Annotated in this window: 21 protein-coding genes and 1 tRNA gene; 15 read left to right on the top strand and 7 right to left on the bottom strand. The window is 63.0% G+C overall.

Annotation, left to right across the window (positions count from 1 at the left end):
* The first annotated feature begins 306 nt into the window (after positions 1–306).
* Positions 307–1,350, top strand: coding sequence for a helix-turn-helix domain-containing protein (locus tag FA94_RS19360; RefSeq protein WP_035554164.1), 1,044 nt, complete (start codon positions 307–309; stop codon positions 1,348–1,350).
* A gap of 29 nt (positions 1,351–1,379) precedes the next feature.
* Here FA94_RS19360 and FA94_RS19355 read toward each other — a convergent pair whose 3' ends face one another.
* A complete protein-coding gene (locus FA94_RS19355) occupies positions 1,380–3,728 on the bottom strand; it encodes a heavy metal translocating P-type ATPase (RefSeq protein ID WP_081936005.1) in 2,349 nt (782 codons plus the stop codon).
* Positions 3,729–3,807: 79 nt separating this feature from the next.
* Here FA94_RS19355 and cadR point away from each other — a divergent pair, with 79 nt between their 5' ends.
* The 6 genes from cadR (at position 3,808) to FA94_RS19320 (ending at position 9,429) form a co-directional block, all read left to right on the top strand.
* Complete coding sequence (gene cadR, locus FA94_RS19345) at positions 3,808–4,239, top strand: Cd(II)/Pb(II)-responsive transcriptional regulator (RefSeq protein WP_035554160.1); 432 nt, start codon at positions 3,808–3,810, stop codon at positions 4,237–4,239.
* A 118-nt stretch (positions 4,240–4,357) separates the two neighbouring features.
* Positions 4,358–4,558, top strand: coding sequence for a hypothetical protein (locus FA94_RS19340; protein ID WP_035562518.1), 201 nt, complete (start codon positions 4,358–4,360; stop codon positions 4,556–4,558).
* Between the two features lie 33 nt (positions 4,559–4,591).
* Positions 4,592–5,995 (top strand): ATP-dependent RNA helicase DbpA, encoded by a 1,404-nt coding sequence (gene dbpA, locus FA94_RS19335; RefSeq protein WP_035554158.1) that lies wholly within the window; start codon positions 4,592–4,594, stop codon positions 5,993–5,995.
* Positions 5,996–6,367: 372 nt separating this feature from the next.
* Positions 6,368–7,522 carry a pyridoxal phosphate-dependent aminotransferase gene (locus tag FA94_RS19330; protein WP_035554156.1) on the top strand — a complete coding sequence of 385 codons (1,155 nt, stop codon included), beginning with the start codon at positions 6,368–6,370 and terminating at the stop codon, positions 7,520–7,522.
* 132 nt (positions 7,523–7,654) lie between these two features.
* The gene (locus FA94_RS19325; protein ID WP_035554154.1) at positions 7,655–8,446 is read left to right on the top strand and encodes an ABC transporter substrate-binding protein; all 792 of its coding nucleotides are present in this window, start codon (positions 7,655–7,657) and stop codon (positions 8,444–8,446) included.
* 137 nt (positions 8,447–8,583) lie between these two features.
* On the top strand, positions 8,584–9,429 hold the full coding sequence (locus FA94_RS19320) for an AraC family transcriptional regulator (protein ID WP_035554152.1): 846 nt from the start codon (positions 8,584–8,586) through the stop codon (positions 9,427–9,429).
* 9 nt (positions 9,430–9,438) lie between these two features.
* Here FA94_RS19320 and FA94_RS19315 read toward each other — a convergent pair whose 3' ends face one another.
* The gene (locus FA94_RS19315) at positions 9,439–10,026 is read right to left on the bottom strand and encodes a LysE family translocator (RefSeq protein WP_035554150.1); all 588 of its coding nucleotides are present in this window, start codon (positions 10,024–10,026) and stop codon (positions 9,439–9,441) included.
* A gap of 200 nt (positions 10,027–10,226) precedes the next feature.
* A tRNA-Lys gene (locus tag FA94_RS19310) sits at positions 10,227–10,302 on the bottom strand.
* A gap of 202 nt (positions 10,303–10,504) precedes the next feature.
* Between FA94_RS19310 and FA94_RS19305 the strand changes: the two genes are divergently transcribed.
* Both FA94_RS19305 and FA94_RS19300 read left to right on the top strand, forming a co-directional pair.
* Positions 10,505–10,909, top strand: coding sequence for a PaaI family thioesterase (locus FA94_RS19305; protein WP_035554148.1), 405 nt, complete (start codon positions 10,505–10,507; stop codon positions 10,907–10,909).
* Between the two features lie 48 nt (positions 10,910–10,957).
* Positions 10,958–11,833 (top strand): patatin-like phospholipase family protein, encoded by an 876-nt coding sequence (locus FA94_RS19300; protein ID WP_035554144.1) that lies wholly within the window; start codon positions 10,958–10,960, stop codon positions 11,831–11,833.
* A 49-nt stretch (positions 11,834–11,882) separates the two neighbouring features.
* On the opposite strand, the gene FA94_RS19295 is transcribed toward FA94_RS19300, so the two are convergent.
* Positions 11,883–12,896, bottom strand: a complete 1,014-nt coding sequence (locus tag FA94_RS19295; protein ID WP_035562516.1) for a D-2-hydroxyacid dehydrogenase family protein — start codon at positions 12,894–12,896, stop codon at positions 11,883–11,885.
* Positions 12,897–13,280: 384 nt separating this feature from the next.
* On the opposite strand from FA94_RS19295, the gene FA94_RS19290 reads away from it, so the two are divergent.
* Both FA94_RS19290 and FA94_RS19285 read left to right on the top strand, forming a co-directional pair.
* Positions 13,281–15,137 (top strand): phosphoenolpyruvate carboxykinase (GTP), encoded by a 1,857-nt coding sequence (locus FA94_RS19290; RefSeq protein WP_035554142.1) that lies wholly within the window; start codon positions 13,281–13,283, stop codon positions 15,135–15,137.
* Positions 15,138–15,479: 342 nt separating this feature from the next.
* Positions 15,480–16,583, top strand: coding sequence for a transcriptional regulator GvmR (locus FA94_RS19285; protein ID WP_035554141.1), 1,104 nt, complete (start codon positions 15,480–15,482; stop codon positions 16,581–16,583).
* A gap of 191 nt (positions 16,584–16,774) precedes the next feature.
* On the opposite strand, the gene FA94_RS19280 is transcribed toward FA94_RS19285, so the two are convergent.
* From FA94_RS19280 to dprA, 3 genes are all read right to left on the bottom strand, one after another.
* Positions 16,775–19,462 carry a DNA topoisomerase III gene (locus tag FA94_RS19280; RefSeq protein WP_035554140.1) on the bottom strand — a complete coding sequence of 896 codons (2,688 nt, stop codon included), beginning with the start codon at positions 19,460–19,462 and terminating at the stop codon, positions 16,775–16,777.
* A 256-nt stretch (positions 19,463–19,718) separates the two neighbouring features.
* Entirely contained in the window at positions 19,719–20,096 is a 378-nt protein-coding gene (locus FA94_RS19275) for a thioredoxin family protein (protein WP_035554138.1), read from the bottom strand.
* 67 nt (positions 20,097–20,163) lie between these two features.
* The gene (gene dprA / locus FA94_RS19270; protein WP_035554136.1) at positions 20,164–21,438 is read right to left on the bottom strand and encodes a DNA-processing protein DprA; all 1,275 of its coding nucleotides are present in this window, start codon (positions 21,436–21,438) and stop codon (positions 20,164–20,166) included.
* Positions 21,439–21,681: 243 nt separating this feature from the next.
* On the opposite strand from dprA, the gene def reads away from it, so the two are divergent.
* The 4 genes from def to htpX all read left to right on the top strand — a co-directional run bounded on the left by def (position 21,682) and on the right by htpX (position 24,928).
* The gene (gene def, locus FA94_RS19265; protein WP_035554135.1) at positions 21,682–22,185 is read left to right on the top strand and encodes a peptide deformylase; all 504 of its coding nucleotides are present in this window, start codon (positions 21,682–21,684) and stop codon (positions 22,183–22,185) included.
* A gap of 31 nt (positions 22,186–22,216) precedes the next feature.
* Entirely contained in the window at positions 22,217–23,212 is a 996-nt protein-coding gene (gene fmt / locus FA94_RS19260) for a methionyl-tRNA formyltransferase (protein ID WP_035554134.1), read from the top strand.
* 113 nt (positions 23,213–23,325) lie between these two features.
* A complete protein-coding gene (locus FA94_RS19255) occupies positions 23,326–23,967 on the top strand; it encodes a LysE family translocator (protein ID WP_035554132.1) in 642 nt (213 codons plus the stop codon).
* Positions 23,968–24,070: 103 nt separating this feature from the next.
* The gene (htpX, locus tag FA94_RS19250; RefSeq protein WP_035554131.1) at positions 24,071–24,928 is read left to right on the top strand and encodes a zinc metalloprotease HtpX; all 858 of its coding nucleotides are present in this window, start codon (positions 24,071–24,073) and stop codon (positions 24,926–24,928) included.
* The last annotated feature ends 81 nt before the right edge of the window (positions 24,929–25,009 follow it).

The following is a 25,009-nucleotide window of genomic DNA, read 5'->3' as shown; positions in this document are numbered from 1 at the left end:
ATGGGCTATATTCGGCGCGATATTTCGCTTGGCCGCGAGAGGCTACAGCCAGAAGTGTGCCAATGCACCGCGCTGGGGATCCGTGCACGCGCAGCAAGCACTCGCGCACGGCCTGCGGCGTGTGGCTGTTCATGCGGCAATGCGGTAACGTCCCGTTTCTGATCAGCCTGTGCCGGTCTGTTCAGGAATTGAACAGCGACGTGGCGCAGGCCACGCCGCTCAGGCGGAGCGGGGCGGGCCGCGAAACCGTTCGGCATGGGAATTGCCTTCCTGTCCCGCTTCGATATCCGTTTGCGCAGATCCGGTATGACGATCGACACTCCATCCGACGGCCAGACCAGTGCCATGCTCACGCCGCAGCCGAGCTTCCGCGTGCAGACCTGCGTCGCTCACGACGCCGATGAACAGGCGCGCAACCTGCACGGCTGGAACCAGACCTACGACCAGTTGACCGCGGGCAGTTTTGTCGGCGGTCTGACCGAGTTGTGCCTCGATCACATGCAGGTGTTCGTCGAAACGACCAGCCATACATTGCGGCAAACCTGCGAGGTACAGAAAGACGCGTACTGGTTCGGCATTCCGACCTGCCCGGCGGGGTCGGGCCGTATCGACGCGCAGGTGATCTCGGGCGACGCGCTGGCGTTCCGTCCCGGCGGCGTCGAATTCGAACTGCTGACGTCGGCCGGTTACGAGATTTTTGGCGTGGTGGTCAAAGGCGAAGTGCTGCGCCGTTACGCGGCGGATGTCGAGCGCGTCGGCCTGGCCGATCATGTGCCGCACACGGAAGTGGTGCCGATCGACCGGGCGCGCAAGGAGCACTTGTGCGCGTCGCTGCGGCAACTGCTCGACGACGGCGCGGCGCGCGGCACGCCGCTGTCGCCGTTCGCGCGCAACAACTTGCAGGCGTCGGTGCTGGCTTCGCTGTTCGATGTCGGCGCGTTGCCGGCGTCGGAGCCGGTGGCGATGCCGGCGCGGCCACGCCGGCAGTCGATCGTGTCGGAAGCGCGCGAGTATGTACTGGTCAATCGCGACCGGGCGATCAGCGTGCCGGAGTTGTGCGAGCGGTTGCATGTGAGCCGGCGCACGCTGCAGTACTGCTTTCAGGACGTGCTGGGGATGGCGCCCGCCACGTATCTGCGCGCGATTCGCCTGAACGGCGCGCGGCGCGATCTTTCCAGCGCCGCGCGTGAATCACGTTCGGTGCAGGACGTCGCGGCGGCGTGGGGGTTCTGGCATCTGAGCCAGTTCGCGACGGACTATCGCAAGCTGTTCGGTATGCGGCCTTCTGAGACGTTGAAGGCCGCGGTGGGGGCGCAGGCGGTAACGGGGCAGCGTTCGTTCGCGCATTGACAGCGGTTGAGGGTGACGGGTGGCGGTTTTTACTTACGCAACAACCGCAACCCGTTCGCCACCACCAGCAGGCTCGCGCCCACGTCCGCGAACACGGCCATCCACATCGTGCCGAGACCCATCACCGTCAGCACGAGAAACACGCTCTTGATGCCGAGCGCCAGCGCGATGTTCTGCACCAGCACCGCATGCGTCGCCTTCGAGAGCCGGATGAACGACGGGATCTTGCGCAGATCGTCGTCCATCAGCGCGACGTCGGCGGTTTCGATCGCGGTGTCGGTGCCCATCGCACCCATCGCGAAGCCGATATCGGCGCGCGCCAGCGCCGGGGCGTCGTTGATGCCGTCGCCGACCATGCCGACCGTCGCGCCTTCCGCCGACCACTGCGCCACCGCGTTGAGCTTGTCTTCCGGCAACTGATCGCCGCGCGCTTCATCGATGCCGACCTGCTGCGCGATCGCGGCGGCGGTGTGCGGGTTGTCGCCGGTGAGCATGGTTGTGGCGACGCCGAGGCGCTGCAATTCGGCGATGGCGGCGCGGCTCGTCTCCTTCACCGTATCGGCGACCGCGAACAGCGCGAGCACGCGCTCCGCGTCGACCAGCATCACGACGGTTTTGCCTTGCCGCTCGAGCGCGTCGAGCCGGGCTTCAAGCGACGCCGAGCATCGCCCGAGTTCCTCGACCAGCCGATGATTGCCGAGCCAGTACGACAAACCGTCGATCTCGCCGCGCACGCCGCGTCCGGCGAGGGCTTCGAACGCGTCGACCGTGACGCTGGCGACGCCGTCGGTCTTCGCCGCCGCCGCAATCGCCATCGACACCGGATGATCCGAGCGTCCCGCGAGACTCGCCGCGAGCGAGCGGCAACGGGCGTCGTCGACGTCGGCGAGGATCGCCAGTTCGGTTTGCACCGGTTTGCCGTGCGTCAGCGTGCCGGTTTTGTCGAGCGCGAGGCGGCGCAGTTTGCGGCCTTGCTCCAGATAAGCGCCGCCCTTGATCAGAATGCCTTTGCGGGCGGCCGCTGCAAGCCCGCTGACGATCGTTACCGGCGTCGAGATCACCAGCGCACACGGGCAGGCGATCACCAGCATGACCAACGCCTTGTAGACCCACTCGTGCCATGCGCCGCCGAACAGCAGCGGCGGCACGATCGCCACCGCCAGCGCGACGGCGAACACGATCGGCGTATACACGCGAGCGAACTGATCGACGAAACGTTGCGTCGGCGCCTTGGTGCCTTGCGCTTCCTCGACCGCGTGGATGATGCGCGCGAGCGTCGTGTTGCTGGCCGCGGCCGTGACCCGATAGTCGAACGAACCGGCCTGGTTGATCGTGCCGGCGAACACGGCGTCGCCGACGGTCTTGTCGACCGGCAGGCTTTCGCCGGTGATCGGCGCCTGATCCACGCTCGAACGGCCCGCGACGATCTCGCCGTCGAGCGCGATCCGCTCGCCCGGCTTCACGCGAACCACCGCGTCGAGCGCAATCGCTTTCAGATCCGTGGCTTGCCAGCTGCCGTCGGGCTGCTGGACGCTCGCCTGTTCGGGCGTGAGTTGCATCAATCCCTGGATCGCGTTGCGGGCGCGGTCGAGCGACTTCGCCTCGATCAGTTCGGCGATCGTGAAGAGGACCATCACCATCGCGGCTTCCGGCCACTGGCGCAGGACCAGCGCGCCGGTGACGGCAATGCTCATCAACGCGTTGATGTTCAGGTTGCCGTTGCGGATCGCGAGCCAGCCCTTCTTGTAGGTTGTAAGGCCGCAGGAGAGGATCGCGACGAGCGCCAGACCCGCAGCCATCCAGGTCGGTGCGCCGAGCCAGCCAGCGGCCTCTGAGCCCACCGCGGCGACGCCGGCGAGGGCGAGCGGCCACCACGGCTTGGCCGGCGCGGCGGCAGCGGTCGCCGGCGAGCCGTTCGGGCCGGCGTCCGCCATTTCGGGCGTGAAGTCGAGCGAACGCAGCGCGGCGAGGATCGATTCGAGCGCGTCCGGCGCGTGCACGACCGTCAGCACACGCTGCATCAGGTTGAAGTCCATGCTGCGCACATACGGCATGCGGCTGAATTTCTTGCGGATCAGCGCTTCTTCGGTCGGGCAGTCCATCTGCATGATGCGGATGGCGGTACGCACGTCGTTGCCGACGGCTTCGGATCGCGGCAAGCGGATCGGCGCGGCCAGAGTGCTGGGTGTCGAGCCGCAGCAGCCTGCGTCGGCGTGGTTGTGGGCGTGACCTTTGTGATCATGGCCTTTGTGGTCGTGGTCGTGGTCGTGGTCGTGTGCGGCGTGGTCGTGACCAGCGTGGTCATGCCCGGCGTGCCCGTGGGCACAGGCTTTGGCCTGTTCGGGACGGTCTGCTTCGGCGTGGTCGGCGTGAGACATGGTGGCTTCCTGGTTCGATTTGTGGTCTATTAAACACCTTGAAGCCACTACAAGGTCAAGGCCGCGATCCGGAGGGTCCATGAAAATAGGCGAACTGGCGAAAATCGCCCATTGCACGACCGAAACGATCCGTTTCTACGAAAAAGAGGGCCTGTTGCCCGAAGCGGACCGCACCGAAGCCAATTACCGTAGCTATACCGGCAAGCACGTCGAACGGCTGCGCTTCATCCGCAACTGCCGCGCGCTCGATATGACTCACGACGAGATCCGCGCGTTGCTGCGTCTCACCGACGCGCCCGCCGAGGGTTGCGGCGGCATCAATGCCCTGATCGACGAGCACATCGCGCATGTCGATACGCGCATTGAGGAGCTGAAGCAGTTGAAAGTGCAACTCACCACGTTGCGCGAGCAATGCCACGGCGAACAGGCCGTTGAAGACTGCGGCATCGTGCAAGGTCTGACCGATATGGATGTGAGCGCGCCGCGAGCGCGGCATACGCATCTGGGTTAAGGCGTGTCGGCCGCGCTAACGCGAATGCCGCGCGGCGGCGGCGCGCAGCTTTATGGCGAAGGCCTCGCCTCACCTGTGGCCGGTCCAAACAATCATCGAATCCAGTTGGAGAATCAACGTGTTTACTTGTAGAAACCAGCCCTGCAACGCGCGGTGGGAGCAATCGGACGTCGTCATCAAGAACGAAGGGCAAGGGCTGCTGTTCCGCTGCCCGATGTGCGGCGCGCGCAATTACGTCGAGCGTTTCGACGGCGAAGACGGTTCGGTGCTGTACGAGCAGATCGAAGGCCGTCCCGCTAACGGCCCGATGGCCGACTAAGTCCTTTTTTCCAGCCGACAGCGAGCTCACCCTATGAACAGTCCCACTCCCGCCGGCGCGCCGTTTAGCCAGTTGCCGCTCCCGCCCGCCGCGCTCGCGAATCTGACGCAGCTCGGCTATGTCGAGATGACGCCGATTCAGGCCGCGAGCCTGCCGATCGCGCTCGCCGGCCACGATCTGATCGCCCAGGCGAAAACCGGCAGCGGCAAGACTGCGGCGTTTTCGCTGGCGCTGCTGGCCCGCCTCGACGTCCGCAACTTCGCCGTGCAGGCCATGGTGCTGTGCCCCACGCGCGAACTCGCCGACCAGGTCACGCAGGAAATCCGCCGCCTCGCGCGCGCCGAAGAAAACATCAAGGTGCTGACGCTGTGCGGCGGCACGCCGATGCGTCCGCAAACGGCCAGTCTCGAACACGGTGCGCACATCGTGGTCGGCACGCCGGGCCGCATCATGGATCACCTCGAGCGCGGCAGCCTGCCGTTGCAGTCGCTCAACACGCTGGTGCTCGACGAAGCCGACCGCATGCTCGACATGGGTTTCTTCGACGACATCGCCACCGTCGTCAAGCAATGTCCGAAAGAGCGGCAAACGCTGCTGTTTTCGGCGACGTACCCCGAAGGTATCGTCAAGCTGAGTCAGCAATTCCTGCGCAACCCGAAGGAAGTGAAACTGGCCGAGCGGCATGACAACAGCAAGATCCGTCAGCGGTTCTATGAAGTCGCCGAAGACGGGCGTCTGCATGCCGTGGGTTTGCTGTTGAACCACTATCGTCCGGTCAGCACGCTGGCGTTCTGCAATACCAAGCAGCAATGCCGCGATCTGCTCGACGTGTTGCGCGCGCAAGGTTTTCATGCGCTCGCGCTGCATGGCGAGCTCGATCAGCGTGAACGCGATCAGGTGCTGATCCAGTTCGCCAACCGTAGCTGCTCCGTGCTGGTCGCGACCGACGTCGCCGCGCGCGGCCTCGACATCGCGCAACTGGAAGCGGTGATCAACGTCGACGTGACGCCGGACCCGGAAGTGCATGTGCACCGCATTGGCCGCACGGGCCGTGCCGATCAGGAGGGCTGGGCACTGAGCCTCGCGAGCATGAACGAGATGGGCCGCGTCGCCGGTCTCGAACAGGCGCAAAAGCGCGAGGTGGAATGGCACAAGCTGTCCGAACTCACGGCGGCGAGCAATGAGCGGCTGTTGCCGCCCATGGAGACGCTGCAGATTCTCGGCGGCCGCAAGGAAAAGATCCGTCCCGGCGACGTGCTCGGCGCGCTGACCGGCGAGGCGGGATTCGACGGCTCGCAGATCGGCAAGATTAACGTGACCGAAATGTCCACCTACGTGGCCGTGGAACGCAGCATTGCGCGTGAGGCGCTGCGCAAGCTCAGCGCCGGCAAGGTGAAGGGCAAGAAGGTCAGAGTCCGGATGATGGACGAAGCCTGATCGGCGTTGGCTGGCGGCGCGAGCGCTCATGCTTGCCTCGCCAGCCGCCCTGCGTTTTTCCGGGTCGCGTCAAGCTGCGATCGCCCTGATCGTCGCTGCCCCTGCCGCATCACATTCCTTCATACCCTTGGCGCTTTCCACCGTCTTCGCGTTTTTCGCGCGGTGCCGCCTTTTCCCTGTCAATCCCGATCTCACAGGCTTCGCCGGTGGTGACGCGCGCTCGTCCAGGCCATGACGTAAACGCATGCCGCGCATGACAAAGTTTCGATTGTGACGCTTCTTTGGCTGATGCCTAATCACCGAACCGGATGGGACCGCCACGCCGTTGGCCGTCCGCGAATCCATTGCCGGATGAAGAAAGGGAGAAGCCTTATGCAGAGCGCCATGCAAGCCCGCTCGAAATTGCCTGACGTGGGCACGACGATTTTTACCGTGATCGGTCAGTTGGCCGCGCAACACGATGCGCTGAACCTGTCGCAAGGCGCACCGAATTTCGCGCCGGACGCAAAGTTGATCGACGGTGTCGCGCAAGCCATGCGCGCCGGTCACAACCAGTACGCGCCGATGGCCGGCATCGCGGCACTGCGCGAAGCGCTCGCCGACAAGGTCGAAACGCTGTATGGCGTGCGCTACGACCCGCAAAGCGAAGTGACCGTGATCGCCAGCGCCAGCGAAGGCCTGTATTCGACGATCAGCGCACTCGTGCATCCGGGCGACGAAGTGATCTACTTCGAGCCTTCGTTCGACAGCTATGGTCCGATCGTCCGACTGCAAGGCGCCACGCCGGTAGCGATCAAGCTCTCGTTAGATGGTTTCCGCGTGGATTGGGACGAGGTCGCCGCCGCGATCACGCCGAAGACCCGCATGATCATCATCAACACGCCGCACAATCCGACCGCCACCGTGTTCAGCGCGGACGACCTCGCGCGCTTAAAAGCCGTTACACGCAACACCGATATCGTGATTCTCGCCGACGAAGTCTACGAGCACGTGGTGTTCGACGGCGCCCAACATCAGAGCATGGCGTGCGATACCGAACTCGCGGAACGCAGCGTGATCGTGTCGTCGTTCGGCAAGTCGTATCACGTGACTGGGTGGCGTGTCGGCTATTGCCTCGCGCCCGCTGCGCTGATGGACGAGATTCGCAAAGTCCATCAATTCATGGTGTTTTCTGCCGATACACCGATGCAGTACGCGTTCGTCGATGCATTGGCGAATCGCGAAAGCTATCTCGGCTTGTCCGCGTTCTATCAGAAGAAGCGAGATCTGCTCGCGCATGCGTTGCGCGATTCGCGCTTCGAATTGCTGCCGAGCGAAGGCAGCTTTTTCATGCTCGCGCGGTTTCGCGGTTTCTCTGACGAAAGCGATAGCGACTTCGTGCTGCGCCTGATTCGCGATGCGCGGGTCGCGACGATTCCGCTGTCGGCGTTCTACACCGACGGCACCGATTCGGGCCTGATTCGCCTGAGCTTCTCGAAGGACGATGCGACGTTGCTCGAAGGCGCGCGGCGTCTGTGCGAAATCTGACGATCCGATTGTTTGATTGTTTGATTGCGCGCGCAACGGTCGGGTTTTTGACCGCAGTATGATCGTGACGCCTTCATGCATCAGCGTGTTGCATGAAGGCGTTGACACCGAATCGAAGGGAAGGGACCTGTTATGAAATCGCTCAAGCCACTATGGGCATTGGCCTGCGCATTCACATCGATCGCGGCTTTTTCAACGGCCAGTGCCGCTGAAACGACACTGCGATTCGGACTCGAAGCACAGTATCCGCCGTTCGAGTCGAAGGGGCCGAATGGTGAGTTGCAAGGACTCGACGTCGATGTCGGCAATGCCGTTTGCGTCGCCGCGCATATGACGTGCAAGTGGGTCGAGACTTCGTTCGACGGCCTGATTCCCGCACTGCAGGGTCGCAAGTTCGACGCGATCAATTCGGCGATGAACGCCACCGAACAACGCCGTCAGGCGATCGATTTCACCACCGTGGTGTATCGCGTGCCGACGCAGTTGATCGCGAAGCGCGATAGCGGTTTGCTGCCGACGCCCGCGTCGTTGAAGGGCAAACGCGTCGGCGTATTGCAGGCTTCGATTCAGGAAACCTTCGCGAAGACGCATTGGGAAACGGCCGGCGTGACGGTCGTGCCGTATCAGGATCAGAACCAGGTTTATACCGATCTCCTCTCGGGTCGCCTCGACGCGACGCTCGTGCTCGCGCCCGCGGGTCAGGCGGGTTTTCTGTCGAAGCCGAACGGCAAGGACTACGCGTTCGTCGGGCAACCTGTGCGTGACGACAAGATTCTCGGCAGCGGTATCGCGTACGGGATTCGTAAAGGCGATACGGCGCTGCGTGAGCAATTGAACGCGGCGATCGCCAAGGTGCAGGCGGATGGCACGGTGAAGACGCTGGCCGCTAAATATCTCGGCAATATCGACATCTCGGCGAAGTAAGGCTGCGGTGTACCGGGCGCGCTGAAACACCTCGCGTCTTCGTTCCATGAGTTGTCTTGTTGACGATCCGTTTGGCGGCTACGATACGTAGGCCTTGCAGGTGTGCGAGGTCTGCGTACACATCGTAGAGCCGGTAGATGAGCGAGACGACGGAAGCGGCCATTCACGCGAAACGCGCTTCTGCGCCGAAGTTCTGGCGCAGCGACGCGTTGCCGTTCATCGAGGCGCGTTCCATCGACGATGGCCGCGAGGTCTGCTACGCCAAACATTCGCATGAGACGTTTTCTATCGGCGCCGTAACCGGCGGGCGCAGCGTCTACGTGAATCGCCACGCGAGCGAATGGATCGGCGCAGGCGCGGTCGTCATGATGAATCCGGACGACGTGCATGCCTGCAATCCCGTCGCCGATGAGCGCTGGTCGTACTGCATGCTGCATGTAGACGTGACGTGGTTCACGAGTCTGCAACACGAACTGGGTTTCAGCGAAAACCACGCGTTTCGCGCGTTCTCGCAGACCATGACGACGGACCTGAAACTGTTCGATGATCTGAACCGTTTGCATGCGATTCTCGTGGACAGTGATGCCGAGATTCTTCACAAAGAAAGCACGGCAGTCGTCTTCTTCTCTGAAGTACAACAAAAGCTGAACCCGGCATCTTTGCCGGATCACGACGCCAGCCGGCAGCTCTCGCGCGCAGCGGAATTCATCGCGGAAAACTGCACCCGTGCATTGAGACTCGATGACGTGTGCAAGGCGGCCGAACTCTCGCCGTCGCATCTGATTCGCGCGTTCAAACAGCGCTATGGCATGACGCCTCACGCGTATCTGATCAATCGACGCATTCAGTACAGCCGCGCGCAATTGCGACGCGGCCGCTTGATCGCGGACGTCGCGCTCGACGCCGGGTTCGCCGATCAGGCGCATTTGCAACGTACGTTCAAGCGGCTGGTTGCGGCGACGCCGGGTCAATATCGCAGTTGAGTCGGTGCGTCACTCGACCAGCAGATACAGCGCACTCGCCGCGAGCAACGCGGCCATGACGCGATTGAATACCCTGACGCGCTGCGGTTCCTGCAAGTACTTGCGCAGGAACGTGCCGGCGTACGCCCAACTCGCAATCGACACATAGCAGATCACGAAATAGACGACGGCGAATTGCCAGACGAGCTGGCCGTCGCCATCGGCTGCATAGGCGCCCATGCCGGCCAGCGACGCGAGCCACGCTTTCGGGTTGAGCCATTGCATCGCCGCGCCATTGGCGTACGAGGGGCCGCGGGCGGATTGATCCGCGCCGAGGCGGCCGTCGTCGACGGCGAGTTTGTAGGCCATGTAGAGCAGAAAGCCGACGCCCGCCCATTTGACTACCGCGATCAGGTTCGGGAAATGCGCGAGCAACTCGTGCAGTCCGAGACCAATGAGCAGAAGCAGCACGGTGAAGCCGATGGTTGCGCCGGTGACATGCCGCATGCTCGCGGCGAGTCCGTGCTGCGCGCCGGCGCTGAGCGCCACGACATTCACCGGACCGGGAGAAATGGAGCTGGCCAGCGCGAATGCGGCCATGGAGAGTAATGCGGTCATCTGATGCCCCGAAACAGGAGTGCGCCGGATTGGCGACGCTGAACGGTAGCGGGCGGTGCGGTGGGGTGTATTGAAGGAAATTGCTGTGGGGAATGCGTGGGATTTCGTCGGGCTCTGGCTTGGGGCGATTGTTCGCTGAAAACGCGCGCCGCAAAGCAAAAAGCCCGGTCACGAGGACCGGGCTTTTTGCTTTGAATCTTTGGTGGGGCGTGACAGATTCGAACTGTCGACCTACGGATTAAGAGTCCGCTGCTCTACCAGCTGAGCTAACGCCCCCAACAGAAGCGAAATTATGCAGTAATTTCCAGAACTTGCCAAGCCTCTTTAGCAGATTTCTTAAAAATAGCGGCTTCAGCGGGTTCGAAGCATTCCTCGATCGCCACGCGGCCGTCAAAAACACGCGGCCTTTCCCGTCCCGGTATTATGTCGCGAACCCTTGCCGCACGAAGCGTCGCGCGGCTCTCCACCGAGGATTGCCATGGATGAGAAAGAGATTATCGCGTTGCTCGACCGCATCCTCGCTCCCTGGGTCCGTGCGCTCACGCTGACGCCCGTTAAAGTCGACGACGAAAGCGCCACGCTGCGTCTGCCGTTTTCCGGGGGTCTGCGTCATTCGGGCGGCGTGATTTGCGGCCAGGTCTTCATGGCCGCGGCCGACACGGCGATGATCGTCGCCATTTCCGCCGCGCTCGGTGGCTTCAAGCCGATGAGCACCGTCTCGCTCAACATCAATTTCATGCGCGCGGTCCGCAATGGCGACGTGCTGATCACCGCGCGCGTGCTGCGCATGGGCCGCAATCTGGTGTTCGGCGAGGTCGAATTGTTCGACGAGTCCGGCAACATGGCCGTCCACGCCACCACCACCTACGCGCTGCTCGACTAGCACCGCGGCGTGAGCCGCATCAAAGTCAAAAGAAAAGGAAAAAGCAGGATGTTCGATCAGGTCGTATTCGCGGGCGGCGGCAACCGCTGCTGGTGGCAGGCGGGTTTCTGGGACGTGGTGCAGCCGGAATTGCAGATCCGCCCGCGCGTCATCACCGGCATTTCGGCCGGCGCCGCCACCGCGTGCATGCTCTACACGCGCGACTCCGACTGGGTAATGCGCTATTACGAAGACGCGCTTCGCCACAACACCCGCAACGCCTACTGGGGCAACCTGCTGCGCGGCGAGTCGGTGTTTCCGCACTACCGCATTTACCGGCAGGCGCTGCTCGACATCTACGGCGAGAGGTTTTCGACGCTCGCCGGGGCGCCGGAAATCCGCATCGGCGTGTCGCATCTGCCGCGCTGGCTCGGCGCGCGCAGCGCGGTCGCCGCCGGGTTGATCGCGTACAACATCGAGAAATACGTCCGCAAAACGCTGCATCCAACGCTCGGTCAGACGCTCGGTTTTCATCCGGAATTCGTGCGTGCGCAGGACTGCGCCAGCGTCGAGGATCTGGCGGATCTGATCCTGCAATCGTCGAGTACGCCGCCGTTCACGCCGGTTTTGCGGCGCAACGGGCGTCCTGTGCTGGATGGCGGCATGGTCGACAACGTGCCGGTCGGCGCGCTCGACGCCGATGCGCCCGGCAACGTGCTTGTGATGGTCACGCGTCTTTACCCGCGTCCGCAGATGTTCGTGGTGCCGCATGGCGTGCAGCAACGGCTGTATGTACAGCCGTCGCGCAAGGTGCCGATTTCGAGCTGGGATTACACCAGCCCTTCGCAGATGGTGCACGCGTACAACCTCGGCCGCGGCGACGGCGAGACTTTCCTCGAGCGCATGCCCGCGCTGCTAGAGGTCGGCGCGCACGCAGCGCGCTGATACGAAACGAGGGGCCGAGGGGCCAAACAACCGCCCCTCGCGACTCGACTTACCGCCGACGCCCGCCCTGCAACGCCTCCGGATTCGCCACGCTGCCCGTATCGCCGGCGTCGAACGCGAGAATGTTCTGGAACGCCGCAGTGAAGTAAAGCTCGTAGCTCTCGCGCTCCACATAGCCAATGTGCGGCGTGCAGATCACGTTCTCCATGCGCAGCAGGCTGTAGCCCTGCAGGATCGGCTCGCTTTCATACACATCGATCGCGACCATCCCCGGACGGTTGTGCGACAGCGCGTTCACCAGCGCGTTTTCATCGAGCAACTCGGCGCGGCTCGTATTCACGAGCAAGGCGGTCGGCTTCATCCGCATCAAATCTTCCTGCTTGACGATGCCGCGCGTGTCGTCATGCAGACGCAGGTGCAAGGACAGCACATCGCTTTGCTCGAACAACGCTTCGCGGCTTTCGGCGACGCCGTAGCCGTCGGCGCGCGCAGCCTCGCGTGAATGCTCGCGGCCCCAGATCAGCACGTTCATGCCGAACGCCTTGCCGTACCCGGCGAGCAGGCGGCCAATCTTGCCGTAGCCCCAAATCCCCAGCGTCTGACCACGCAAGACCTGACCCAAACCGAAGTTCGGCGGCAGCGCGGACGTCTTCAAACCCGACTGCTGCCAGGCCCCTTGCTTAAGGTTTGCCACGTATTGCGGAATGCGCCGCTGCGCCGCCATGATGAGAGCCCACGTCAGCTCGGCCGGCGCGATCGGCGAACCGCTGCCTTCCAGCACGGCGATGCCGCGCTCGGTACAGGCCGCCAGATCGATATGGCTGGAGACCTTGCCGGTCTGGCTGATCATGCGCAAACGCGGCAGTTTGTCGAGGAGTTGCGAGTTGATACGGGTACGTTCGCGAATCAGCACCAGTGCGTCGACTTCGGAAAGACGGCTCGCCAACTGACCGAGACCGCGGACGGTGTTGTTAAAAACTTTGACCTCGTGGTCGGCCAGCAATTGAAAGCAGTCGAGCTTACGAACGGCGTCCTGGTAATCGTCGAGGATGGCAATCTTCATGGTATGTGTCTTGCGGCGCACCATGACGGTGCGGAACGGAGTGTTATGCTGACTGTCCCACCATGTGACCTAGGTCACATGCCGGACTGGCTGGATGCCTTACCGTAGAAGCTGCCGCGTAGAACGGCTGCGCCACGGAAAGGCCGATTGACATCGTTTTTAACAGTTTGTTGCGTGTTGAGGCAAGCCGCTTTACAGACGGTTGCAGACAACCGTCGGTCGATGCCTCCACGCAGCAAGCTGTGTGGCCCATGATGACCTGCACAATTATTTGCGCGCCGGTTCAGGCAGTCTCCCGGCGCGAAGAATTGAACGCCTCTCGCATGCAGCGTCCCCTTGGGCTTGTACCGTTTTTCTATTCGCTTTCAAAACGGAGACAAGTCGATGAACCATCCCTCATTCGAAGGACAGCCCGTAATCGAGGCGCCCGCGTGGGTCAAACACCGAAAGTTGCTCGACTGGGTCCAGCGCGTCGCCGCGTTGACCAAGCCCGACCAGGTCGTCTGGTGCGACGGCTCGCAGGAGGAATACGACCGCTTGTGTGCACAAATGGTCGAAGCGGGCACCCTCAGAAAGCTCAATCCCGCGAAACGTCCCAATTCCTACCTTGCCTGGTCCGATCCGTCCGACGTGGCGCGCGTCGAAGACCGCACGTTCATCTGCTCGCCGCGCCGCGAAGACGCCGGCCCCACCAATAACTGGATCGCCCCGGCGGAAATGCGCTCCACGCTCGACGGTCTGTTCGACGGCGCGATGCGCGGCCGCACGATGTACGTGGTGCCGTTCTCGATGGGCCCGCTGGGTTCGCCGATCGCGCACATCGGCGTTGAATTGAGCGACAGCCCGTACGTGGTGACGAACATGCGCATCATGACGCGCATGGGCCGCCAGGTGTACGACGTGCTCGGCGAAGACGGCGAGTTCGTGCCCTGTGTGCATTCGGTCGGCGCGCCTTTGGCGGCCGACGCGAAAGACGTGCCGTGGCCGTGCAACGACACCAAATACATCGTCCATTTTCCCGAGTCGCGCGAAATCTGGAGCTACGGCTCGGGCTACGGCGGCAACGCGCTGCTCGGCAAGAAGTGCTTCGCGCTGCGCATTGCATCGACCATGGGCCGCGCCGAAGGCTGGCTCGCCGAACACATGCTGATTCTCGGCGTCACTTCGCCGCAAGGGCGCAAGCATCACGTGGCGGCGGCGTTTCCGTCGGCGTGCGGCAAGACCAACTTCGCGATGCTGATCCCGCCGGACGGCTTGAACGGCTGGAAGATTTCCACGATCGGCGACGATATCGCGTGGATCAAACCGGGCAAGGACGGCCGCCTGTACGCGATCAATCCGGAAGCCGGCTACTTCGGCGTTGCGCCGGGCACGAGCGAAAAGACTAACTTCAACGCCATGGCCACGTTGAAAGAGAACGTGATCTTCACGAACGTGGCGCTTACCGACGACGGCGACGTCTGGTGGGAAGGCATGACCGACGAAGCGCCCGCGCACCTGATCGACTGGCAGGGCAAGGACTGGACACCGGCCTCCGCGAAGGAGAGCGGCCGCAAGGCGGCGCATCCGAACGCGCGCTTCACGGCGCCGGCCGCGCAATGTCCGTCGATCGACGCCGACTGGGAAAACCCGGCGGGCGTTGCGATCGACGCGTTTATCTTCGGCGGCCGCCGTTCCACGACCGTGCCGCTCGTCACTGAAGCGCGCAACTGGGTCGAAGGCGTCTACATGGCCGCGACCATGGGCTCCGAGACGACCGCCGCCGCGGCCGGCCAACAGGGCGTGGTGCGCCGCGACCCGTTCGCGATGCTGCCGTTCTGCGGCTACAACATGAGCGATTACTTCAGCCACTGGCTGAAAACTGGCGAACGTCTGGCTCAACTGAACGCGAAGCTGCCGAAGATTTTCTGCGTCAACTGGTTCCGCAAGGGAACCGACGGCAAGTTCGTCTGGCCGGGCTTCGGCGAGAATATGCGCGTGCTGGGCTGGATGGTCGGCCGTATCGAGGGCACGGCCCAAGGCGAGGAACACGCGTTCGGCGTGTCGCCGCACTATGACGACATCGACTGGAGCGGGCTGAACTTCAGCCGCGAGCAATTCGAGCAGGTGATTTCCGTCGACGACGCAGCATGGCGCGACGAACTCGCGCTGCATGCCGAACTTTTTGACACACTGCAGCAAGGGTTGCCGACCGCTTTGACGGACGCTAAACGCTCATTGGAGCAGAAGCTCATTGCCTGATCATGTGAGTATTCACTTCGCATGGAGAGCCGCCTTCGGGCGGTTTTTCTTTGTCCACCTCCCTTACACCGCGATTTTTTCCGATTCCGCAACGCCGGGACGATCATTACGTCTGTTCGAACAAAAAAGACAGAGCAAGCTGCAGCGCAGCAGATTGTTTCTTTTTTCGGAATAATGAGTGGTCGCGCCCCACATTGGTGAGTACAGTCGCACAGAAATCGACAATATTTCCGCTTTCGTGGGCAACTTCTGCACGATTTCGCGAGTCGTAGGAGAATTCCAAGTTCGCTTCACTGGTTTTCACTAATTGTCAGGAAGCTGTAACACGGCAGGAGTTGTCTTATGGATCATTTGCAGTCGATGCGAGTTTTCGTCAGAGTGGCGGATCTCGGCAGTTTTGCCCGCGCTGCGAGCGCGATGGATATTTCCAACGCAGTTGCCACCCGTCACGTCGCCGACCTCGAAGGGCGTCTTGGTACGCGGCTGCTCAATCGCACAACCCGCAGCTTGTCTCTGACCGAGTCGGGTCAGGTTTATCTCGAGCGCGCGCGCCAGATTCTCGACGAACTGGAAGACGTCGAGCAGATGGTGGTGGCGCGCAATCATGAACCCGTCGGCACGCTGAGAATCGTCGCGCCGGTGGTGTTCGGGCTGCACAACCTCGCACCCGTGCTTCAAACATACGCGGAGCGTTACCCGAAAGTGATTCCCGATGTGACGCTGGTCGATCGTCAGGTCGACCTGGTCGAAGAAGGTTTCGACGTGGGCGTCGTGATCGCGCGGCAGATGCGCAGCGCCAGCATCGTCACGCGGCGTCTCACCACGGGTTGCATGACGGTGTGCGCCACGCCGGCTTATCTCGAGAAGCACGGCGTGCCGACGCGTCCCGAGCATTTGCTGGAGCATCCGTGCCTGAGCTTGCCGTCCGAGTATTGGGGCGACGAGCGCGTGTTCACGGGCCCGGAAGGCGAGGTGCGCGTGCGGCCGTCGAACGTGATCGTGGCGAACAACACGGAAATGCTGCGGCAGTTCGCGTTGCTCGGCATGGGCATCGCGATTCTGCCGAGCTATCTGATTGGCCGCGACATGACGCGTGGCCGGCTGGTGCGTCTGCTCGGCGATTACCGTTTGCCGCAGGTCGAGATCAACATTGCGTATCCGAGCCGCCGTCATTTGCCGGCAAAGGTCCGCACGTTCATCGATCATCTGGTCGAGCATTTCAGCCAGACGCCGAACAGCCTTCTCGGCGAACAGTGGATCAAGGACGGCCTTGGACGCCCCGACACGACGTCGGCGTTCGAATCGTCGGATCACATGCCGCCGGAAGCGTTCGACGGCGCTGAGCCGCTGTCTCGCCTGCTGGACAGCGAGTTATCGCCGATGCCGACCACCACGTTGGCCAAGACGGCCACGCGCACGCGACCGACGGTTTTGTCGCCGCTGTAAGTGCGGGTGGATCGATCAGGCCCGGAAGCCGGGCGCGGCGCTTGGTAGCCGCGTTCCGGTGGACAAAGAAAAAGGCGCAGTCACGTAAGTGACTGCGCCTTTTTTCGTAGCGTGGCGGATACCGCGTGAATCCGAATCTATGACGCAAGCTGGCTGGAAGCAAACGCTGCCTCCAGCCGTGTTGGCATCTATCAGGAGCCGGTTTTACGCGCCACGGTTTTCTTCGCTGGCGCTTTCTTGGCCGCCGCTGCGGTTTTCGTGGCCGCCTTCTTGGCTGCCGGCGCTTTCTTCGCTGCGACCTTCTTGGCAGCCGGCACGGCCTTCACCGCGACAGAGCCTTCGTCGTCGTCCGATTCCGAATCCGGCGCTGCCTTGGCCGCCGCTTTCGCCGCTGCAGTTTTCGCCGCGGTCTTGGCGGACGGTTCCTTCTTTTCGAACTCGAAGCCGATCTTGCCGTCGTTCTGCTTGACGAGGAACGCCTTGAAGTTACGGCCGGTGCGCGACGACTTGAAGTTCGTCAGCAGGTCCGTACGGCCTTCTTCGAGCAGCTTCGCCATCTGTTCGCGCGCGATTTCCTGCTGCAGGATCACCTTGCCCGAACGGAAGTCGCAGGTCTTCGGATTCGCGACCGAGTTCTCGCAGACGTAGCTCATGCCGTGTTCGAACACGCGACCCTTGCACTTCGGACACGCACCCACCGATTGCTGATCGGAGAAATCAGGCGGTTCGCCGTCTTCGCCGCCCGAATCCTGACCGAAGTCGAACTCGAGCTTGTAGTTCTTGATCTCGTCGTCGAGCGACAGCTTCAGGATCGCCGAGAACGGACGGCCCATCTTGCTGCGGAAACCCGACAGCGGCCCGATTGTCTTGTTCTGCAGCAGCTCTTCGACTTCCGGAATTTCGAACTGGCGTCCGCCCGGAATCTTCGAAATCGAGAACTCGCATTTCGAGCAGGCGAAGCGGCGGTAGTTTTCCTTCACCTGACCACTGCAGTTCGGACACGGCGTCTCTAACGTCGCGTAATCACCCGGGATCGTGTCGGAATCGTATTCCTTCGCGCGCTTGACGATGGTCTGCGTCATGCGGGCGATTTCCTGCATGAACGCGTCGCGCGGCAGGTTGCCGCGTTCCATTTGCGAGAGCTTGTATTCCCACTCGCCGGTCAGTTCCGGTGCGGTCAGTTCCTTGACGCCGAGGCCGCGCAACAGCGTCATCAACTGGAATGCCTTGGCGGTCGGAATCAGATCGCGGCCTTCGCGGATCAGATACTTTTCGCCGAGCAGACCTTCGATAATCGCGGCGCGCGTGGCCGGCGTGCCGAGCCCCTTGGCCGCCATCGCTTCGCGCAGTTCGTCGTCTTCGACGAGCTTGCCTGCGCCTTCCATGGCCGACAGCAAGGTCGCTTCGTTGTAGCGTGCGGGCGGCTTCGTCACCAGTTGCTGGGCGGCGATCTTGTCGGTCTTGACCTTCTCGTCCTTCTGCACCGGCACGAGGTTCGCGTCTTCACCGCTGATTTCGCGGCCGTAGACCTGCAGCCAGCCTGGCTCGACCAGTACCTTGCCTTCCGTCTTGAAGTGATGGCCGACCACTTCGGTGATCCGCGTCGTCACGCGATATTCGGCGGCCGGGAAGAACACCGACAGGAACCGCTTCACGACCAGGTCGTAGAGCTTCTGTTCCGGCTCGGAGAGGTTCTTCGGCGCTTGCGCCGTCGGGATGATTGCGAAGTGATCGCTGATCTTCGAGTTGTCGAAGATGCGCTTGTTCGGCTTCACCCAGCCCTTGTCCAACACCTGCTTGGCGAACGGCAGATAGTTGTTGCTCTCCTTGAGCATGCCGAGCGTGTCTTTGACCGTATCCATATAGTCTTCCGGCAGCGCGCGCGCGTCGGTACGGGGATAGGTCAGGACCTTGTGCTTTTCGTACAGCGCCTGGGCGAGGCCCAGCGTGTTTTTCGCGGAGAAGCCGAAGCGGCCGTTAGCCTCGCGCTGCAGGCTGGTCAGGTCGAACAGCGCCGGCGAGAGTTGCGTGGACGGCTTCGATTCTTCGCTGACCTTGCCGATCTGGCCGCGGCAGGCGGCAACGATCGTTTCGGCCGCGGGCAGCGCCCACAGACGCGAATCGCGCTTTTCCGGATCGAACTCGTCGCGTTTGAATTTCGGATCGTACCAGCGGCCTTCGTAGAAACCGCCGGCGCAGACGAACTCCGCCTTCACTTCCCAATAGTCGCGCGCCACGAAGCGGCGAATCTTTTCTTCGCGCTCCACCACGATCGACAGCGTCGGCGTTTGCACCCGCCCGACCGTGGTCAGGAAGAAGCCGCCGCCCTTGCTGTTGAACGCGGTCATGGCCCGCGTGCCGTTGATGCCGACCAGCCAATCGGCTTCCGAGCGGCAACGCGCGGCGTCGGCCAGCGGCTGCATCTCTTCGTCGCTACGCAGGCGGGCGAAACCATCGCGGATCGAGCCGGCCGTCATGGATTGCAGCCACAGGCGCTGCACCGGCTGTTTGGCTTTCGCGTGTTGCGCGATCAGGCGGAAAATCAGCTCGCCCTCGCGCCCCGCGTCACATGCGTTGATCAGGCGGTCGACGTCTTTACGCTTGAGCAGCTTGGTTAGCACCTTCAGGCGCGACTCGCTCTTAGCGATCGGATTGAGGTCGAAATGCGGCGGAATGACGGGCAGATTGGCGAAACTCCACTTGCCGCGCTTGACTTCATAGTCTTCGGGCGCGGCGATTTCCAGCAGGTGGCCGACTGCCGAGGAAAGGACGTAGTCGTCGCTTTCGTAGTATTCGTCATGCTTGGTAAAGCCGCCCAAAGCCTTCGCGATGTCGTTCGCGACGGAAGGCTTTTCGGCGATGATCAGTGCTTTGGACATGACTCGATGTGAGGTTGGTAGATCCGGGTTGATGGCCTTGAGTGCGCGGTTATTCGCGCGACCCTCGTTTGCGACCTTTGCGACCCATTAACGACCGCTTTATAGCACACGCCGCGAAGGCGACGTGTCAAGTGCCATAAAAGCGCGCCATCTTAATTGCGCGCTCCGCGCTCGGGCAAGTTATGGAAAACGCGCCGTACACCGCTCGCAACGCCCGTGCCGCAAGGCTTGGGCGTTGCGCTTTCAGGCTGCCTCATCAGGCCACCTGAAGCGCCGGCCGCAACTTAGGCGCGCCGCTGACGCCGGGCACGGCCGTCAGATCCGACAACATCCGTTCCACAATCGCCGCCTGTGGCAATACCGTGCCGAAAAATCGTGTCGTGACCGAGTCTTCGATCAGGATGGTCGGGAAATTCTCGACATCCAGATCGTCGAAACGGTCCGCATGGGTTTCAATGTCGATCCATGCGAAACACATATCCGGATGGCGATCGGCCAGCTTGTCGAAGGCGTCCCGATAGTCGCGACAGGTTCCGCACCACTCCGCGCACAGGCAGGCGACGAACAGCGTGTCGGGCTCGTTGACGCGCTCGGCGATCCGGTCTTGGTCGGTGTCGAGGTTCAGCGCGGGCATGGTGGTTCCTTACGTACTTTGTCGAGTGCTTTGGCGCGAATGTAGCATGGTCGATCCGCGAGAGTGGTCAACCCTGGTCAAGACGAGGTCGGTCGTGGCTTGCACGCATGAAGCGGCCGCCGGGCAGCATCGTCACCTGGCCGGCGAGTTCGAGTTGCAGCAAGGTGGTCTGTAAAGCGGTGTCCTCCATTTCGGTGCGAGCGGCAAGAATTTCAAGCGTGGTGGGCGAATGGCCGAGCGCGGCGAGGAGTTGCTGAGCCTCGGCGCTCGGCGGACGGGCGGATGACGCGGTTGCTCGTGTGGCTGCGTGGGCGGCGTCCTCGCGAGTGGCCGCGTGTTCCGTCGCCAGGGTCGCCCCGGCGCGAGGAAGCGCGCCCGGCTGTTCAGCCCCGTCGCCGAAAATCGCGTGTAGCGATGCCGCCGAACCGCCCTTGGCGGCTGGTCGTTGCGTGAAGCCGAGCTCTTCCAGTATTTCGTCCGGCGTCTCCACCAGCTTGGCCCCCTGCTTGATGATCCGATGACACCCGCGCGACAGCGGCGCGTGAATCGATCCCGGCAACGCGAAGATGTCGCGTCCCATTTCGTTGGCCAGCCGCGCGGTAATCAGCGAGCCGGAGCGCATCGCCGCCTCGACGATCACCACGCCGCTGACCAATCCGGCGATCAGCCGATTGCGCTGCGGGAAGTTGGCGGCGCGCGCGGGGGTACCGAGCGGCCATTCCGAGAGAATCACGCCCTGCACCGCGATCTGCCGCGCCAGCGCGTGATGCGCCGACGGGTACACCAGGTCCGCACCGGTGCCGATCACGGCAACCGTCCCGCCGACGCCTTCCAGGGCGCCCCGATGCGCGGCCCCGTCGATGCCGAGCGCCAGCCCCGACACGATGGTCACGCCGGCTGCCGACAACGCCCGCGCAAACCGCTCCGCGTCTTCGACGCCTTGCGGCGTCGCGCTGCGGCTGCCCACCAGTGCTACCGCCCGCGTATGCAGCAGATCCAGCCGGCCCTTTATATATAGCAGCGGTGGCGGATCGGGCATGGTCAGCAGCGCGGGCGGGTAGGCGGGGTCGTCGAGCATCACGACCTGGTTGCCGGGTAGTTCGCGCCATGCGAGCACGGCGTCGAGCTGGGCGTCGAATTCCGGACCGGCTGGCGCCAGCGCCGCGCGCGCCGCGGCCTCGCCGGCGACCGCTGCCAGCGCAGCCGGTGTTTGGTCGAAAATCGCTTCCGGCAGTCCAAAAGCGGTCAACAACAGGCGCAGCGCCGCCGGTTTCAGACCGGGCGCGAGCGAAAGCCGCAGCCAGGCGGCGATTTCAAAATCGGTTGCAGGCAAGCTGTGCATTGCGAGTCGATCCTCCTGCAGGGCCAGCGGGCAGGCGGGCGCCATGCTAAAATTTTCATCATCCGAAATAACTGCAGCGCCGCGCCCACCCGCGCGGGCTCGTCGTCTAGCGCACCTGGCGCGTTGAATCGAACCGGTTCGACACCATCTATCCTGTGCGTAACGCGGCGCGTCCACAACCTGGCCGAATGGCTAACGCGGGCCTCACAACGGTCAGCGGCGCCTAAAAACACACTCAAGATCATGGCTTTACTGAACATCCTCAATTACCCGGACAAACGGCTGCACAAGATCGCGAAGCCGGTCGCGGCGGTCAACGACCGCATTCGCCGCCTCGTCAAAGACATGGCTGAAACCATGTACGCCGCGCCCGGTGTCGGCCTTGCCGCGACCCAGGTCGACGTGCACGAGCGCGTGATCGTGATCGACGTGTCGGACGATCACAACGAACTGCTCGCGTTCATCAACCCGGAAATCATCTGGTCGAGCGACGAAAGAAAGCTGTCGGAAGAGGGTTGCCTGTCGGTGCCGGGTATTTACGACAATGTCGAGCGCGCCGAGCAAGTGCGCGTGCGGGCGTTGAACGAGAAGGGCGAAACCTTCGAGCTGGATTGCGAAGGCCTGCTCGCGGTGTGCATCCAGCACGAAATGGATCACCTGATGGGCCGCGTGTTCGTCGAGTACCTGTCGTCGCTGAAGCAAACGCGCATCAAGAGCAAGATGAAAAAGCTCGCCCACGCGATGTAATGCGCGTCCACTTCGCCACCTGTCCCCGTCCATGAGTCATTCGTTGCGCGTCATCTTTGCCGGTACGCCGGAGTTCGCCGCGGCCGCACTGGCCGCGATCCATAGCGCCGGCTTTCCGGTGCCGCTCGTACTGACCCAGCCGGACCGTCCGGCCGGGCGCGGCATGAAATTGCAGGCGAGCCCGGTCAAGCGTTACGCCGAGGAGCACGGGCTGGCTGTCGCGCAACCGCCTTCGTTGCGCCGCGCCGGCAAGTATCCCGAAGAGGCGACCGCCGCGATCGAAAAACTGCGCGCCACGCCGCATGACGTGATGGTCGTGGCCGCTTACGGTCTGATCCTGCCGCAGGAAGTGCTCGATATTCCGCGGTTGGGCTGCATCAACATTCACGCTTCGTTGCTGCCGCGCTGGCGCGGCGCGGCGCCGATCCACCGCGCGATCGAAGCAGGCGACGCTGAAACCGGCATTACGCTGATGCAGATGGACGTTGGCCTCGACACCGGCGCGATGATCTCGGAGGCCCGCACCTTTATTTCCGGCGACGACACCACGGCCACGTTGCACGACCGTCTGGCGCAAGACGGCGCGAAGCTGATCGTCGAGGCGCTGATCGAGCTTGAGCGCAGCGGCAAGCTGGCCGCCATGCCGCAACCGGCGGACGGCGTGACCTACGCGGAAAAGATCGGCAAGCAGGAAGCCGCGCTCGACTGGCGCCGCCCGGCCACGGTCCTCGCGCGCCAGGTCCGTGCGTTCGACCCGTTCCCCGGCGGGCTCGGCACGCTGGAAGACGGCACCTCGATCAAAATCTGGGCGGCGGTTCCCGCGATTTCCGCCAGCGCAGAGGGCGACAACGCACCCGGCACGATCACCGAAGTGTTCGCCGAAGGCGTGCTGGTGGCCTGTGGCGAAGGTGCGCTGCGTCTCACGCAGTTGCAGAAACCCGGCGGCAAGCGCCTGCCGGTGCGCGAATTTCTGGCCGGCTCGACGCTGGCCGTGGGACAGCGTTTCCAACTCCCCGAAGCAAAATAACAGGGTGGTACGGGCCTTGAACATCGTCCGTTCGGCCGATGGTCAAGGCCTCCGCCGCGACCCTGCCGCGCGTTAGAATCCTCCATGCAGTCGCCCACGTTTCGAGGATTTTCATGTTCGGCATCACCCATTTCGAATTTTTCATCGTCGCGGTCTTTCTGTTGAACGTGACGCCCGGACCGGATACCGCTTATATCGTCGGCCGCAGCGTCGCACAGGGCCGCGGTGCGGGATTGATGTCCGCGCTCGGCATCTCGGCGGGCTGCTGCGTTCATTCGCTCGCCTGCGCGTTCGGCCTGACCGCGCTGCTGGCCGCCTCGGCCACCGCGTTCACCGTCATCAAGTTTGTCGGCGCCGTTTATCTGATGTATCTCGGTGTGCGGCTGCTTCTGGCCAAACCGGCAGCGGACCAGGCCGCGGGCGAAGCGCGTGCGGCTGGCGGCGCCAAGTCATTGCGGCAGTTGTTCCTGCAAGGCTTCTGGACCAATGTGCTGAACCCCAAGGTGGTGCTGTTCTTCGTGTCGTTCTTCCCGCAATTCGTGACGGCCGGCAGCGACCACAAAGCGTTTGCGTTCCTCACGCTCGGCGCCGTGTTCGTGGTGATGAGCATGCTCTGGAACAGTTTCGTCGCCTGGATCGCCGGTAGCGTGACGCGGCGTTTCTCCGGCAAGCAGTCGCTGAAGAAATGGCTGGATCGCGGCGTCGGCAGCGCCTTTGTCGGCTTGGGCATCAAGCTGGCCACCGCATCAAGATGATTGAATTTTCCACGCGCGCCCATATCTAACAATTAGCTTACAATCAGGCGTCGCATGATGCGGCGCAGATATGAACCCCGCGTTAGGGCAAGGAGTAGCAGACATGTTCAATTGGGTCAAAACCGCGATGTTGATGGCCGCGATCACGGCCCTTTTCATCGTGATCGGCGGAATGATCGGTGGGTCGCGCGGCATGATGATCGCGCTCGTGATCGCGCTGGGAATGAATTTCTTCTCGTACTGGTTCTCGGACAAGATGGTGCTGCGCATGTACAACGCGCAGGAAGTCGACGAAACCAGCGCGCCGCAGTTTTACCGCATGGTGCGCGAGCTCGCCACGCGCGCGAACCTGCCCATGCCGCGCGTCTACCTGATCAACGAAGACGCACCGAACGCCTTCGCCACGGGCCGCAACCCGGAGCACGCGGCGGTTGCCGCCACCACCGGCATTCTGCGCGTGCTGTCCGAGCGCGAAATGCGTGGCGTGATGGCGCACGAACTGGCGCACGTGAAGCACCGCGACATTCTGATTTCGACGGTGTCGGCCACCATGGCGGGCGCGATTTCAGCGCTGGCGAACTTCGCGATGTTTTTCGGTAGCCGCGACGAAAACGGCCGTTCCACGAATCCGATCGCGGGTATCGCGGTTGCGCTGCTGGCGCCGATCGCCGGCGCGCTGATTCAGATGGCGATTTCGCGCGCACGCGAATTCGAAGCGGACCGTGGCGGCGCGCAGATTTCGGGCGATCCGCAAGCGCTCGCTTCGGCGCTCGACAAGATTCATCGCTATGCAAGCGGGATTCCGTTCCCGGTCGCCGAGCAGCATCCGGCCACCGCGCAGATGATGATCATGAATCCGCTGTCGGGTGGTGGCATTGGCAAGCTGTTTTCGACACACCCGGCTACCGAAGAACGCGTCGCGCGGTTGATGGAAATGGCGCGTACCGGGCGCTTCGAATAACACCGCGCGGCGCTTACGCGCTGCGATGAAAGGCGAGTCCACGGACTCGCCTTTTTTATTCGAGGCCGCGGCCAAATGCCT

It is taken from the genome of Burkholderia sp. 9120 (genome assembly GCF_000745015.1).
Lineage (GTDB): Bacteria > Pseudomonadota > Gammaproteobacteria > Burkholderiales > Burkholderiaceae > Paraburkholderia.
The sequence above is the reverse complement of the archived record's forward strand: the minus strand, read 5'-3'. Positions and strand labels throughout refer to the sequence as shown.

Coding starts and splice junctions, on each gene's coding strand:
- dprA (WP_035554136.1), bottom strand. CDS start 21,438: ATGCACAGCTTGCCTGCAACCGATTTTGAAATCGCCGCCTGGCTGCGG.
- dbpA (WP_035554158.1), top strand. CDS start 4,592: ATGAACAGTCCCACTCCCGCCGGCGCGCCGTTTAGCCAGTTGCCGCTC.
- cadR (WP_035554160.1), top strand. CDS start 3,808: ATGAAAATAGGCGAACTGGCGAAAATCGCCCATTGCACGACCGAAACG.
- FA94_RS19305 (WP_035554148.1), top strand. CDS start 10,505: ATGGATGAGAAAGAGATTATCGCGTTGCTCGACCGCATCCTCGCTCCC.
- FA94_RS19320 (WP_035554152.1), top strand. CDS start 8,584: ATGAGCGAGACGACGGAAGCGGCCATTCACGCGAAACGCGCTTCTGCG.
- FA94_RS19295 (WP_035562516.1), bottom strand. CDS start 12,896: ATGAAGATTGCCATCCTCGACGATTACCAGGACGCCGTTCGTAAGCTC.
- FA94_RS19355 (WP_081936005.1), bottom strand. CDS start 3,728: ATGTCTCACGCCGACCACGCCGAAGCAGACCGTCCCGAACAGGCCAAA.
- FA94_RS19325 (WP_035554154.1), top strand. CDS start 7,655: ATGAAATCGCTCAAGCCACTATGGGCATTGGCCTGCGCATTCACATCG.
- FA94_RS19300 (WP_035554144.1), top strand. CDS start 10,958: ATGTTCGATCAGGTCGTATTCGCGGGCGGCGGCAACCGCTGCTGGTGG.
- fmt (WP_035554134.1), top strand. CDS start 22,217: ATGAGTCATTCGTTGCGCGTCATCTTTGCCGGTACGCCGGAGTTCGCC.
- htpX (WP_035554131.1), top strand. CDS start 24,071: ATGTTCAATTGGGTCAAAACCGCGATGTTGATGGCCGCGATCACGGCC.
- FA94_RS19275 (WP_035554138.1), bottom strand. CDS start 20,096: ATGCCCGCGCTGAACCTCGACACCGACCAAGACCGGATCGCCGAGCGC.
- FA94_RS19330 (WP_035554156.1), top strand. CDS start 6,368: ATGCAGAGCGCCATGCAAGCCCGCTCGAAATTGCCTGACGTGGGCACG.
- FA94_RS19290 (WP_035554142.1), top strand. CDS start 13,281: ATGAACCATCCCTCATTCGAAGGACAGCCCGTAATCGAGGCGCCCGCG.
- FA94_RS19285 (WP_035554141.1), top strand. CDS start 15,480: ATGGATCATTTGCAGTCGATGCGAGTTTTCGTCAGAGTGGCGGATCTC.
- FA94_RS19255 (WP_035554132.1), top strand. CDS start 23,326: ATGTTCGGCATCACCCATTTCGAATTTTTCATCGTCGCGGTCTTTCTG.
- FA94_RS19360 (WP_035554164.1), top strand. CDS start 307: ATGACGATCGACACTCCATCCGACGGCCAGACCAGTGCCATGCTCACG.
- FA94_RS19315 (WP_035554150.1), bottom strand. CDS start 10,026: ATGACCGCATTACTCTCCATGGCCGCATTCGCGCTGGCCAGCTCCATT.
- FA94_RS19280 (WP_035554140.1), bottom strand. CDS start 19,462: ATGTCCAAAGCACTGATCATCGCCGAAAAGCCTTCCGTCGCGAACGAC.
- def (WP_035554135.1), top strand. CDS start 21,682: ATGGCTTTACTGAACATCCTCAATTACCCGGACAAACGGCTGCACAAG.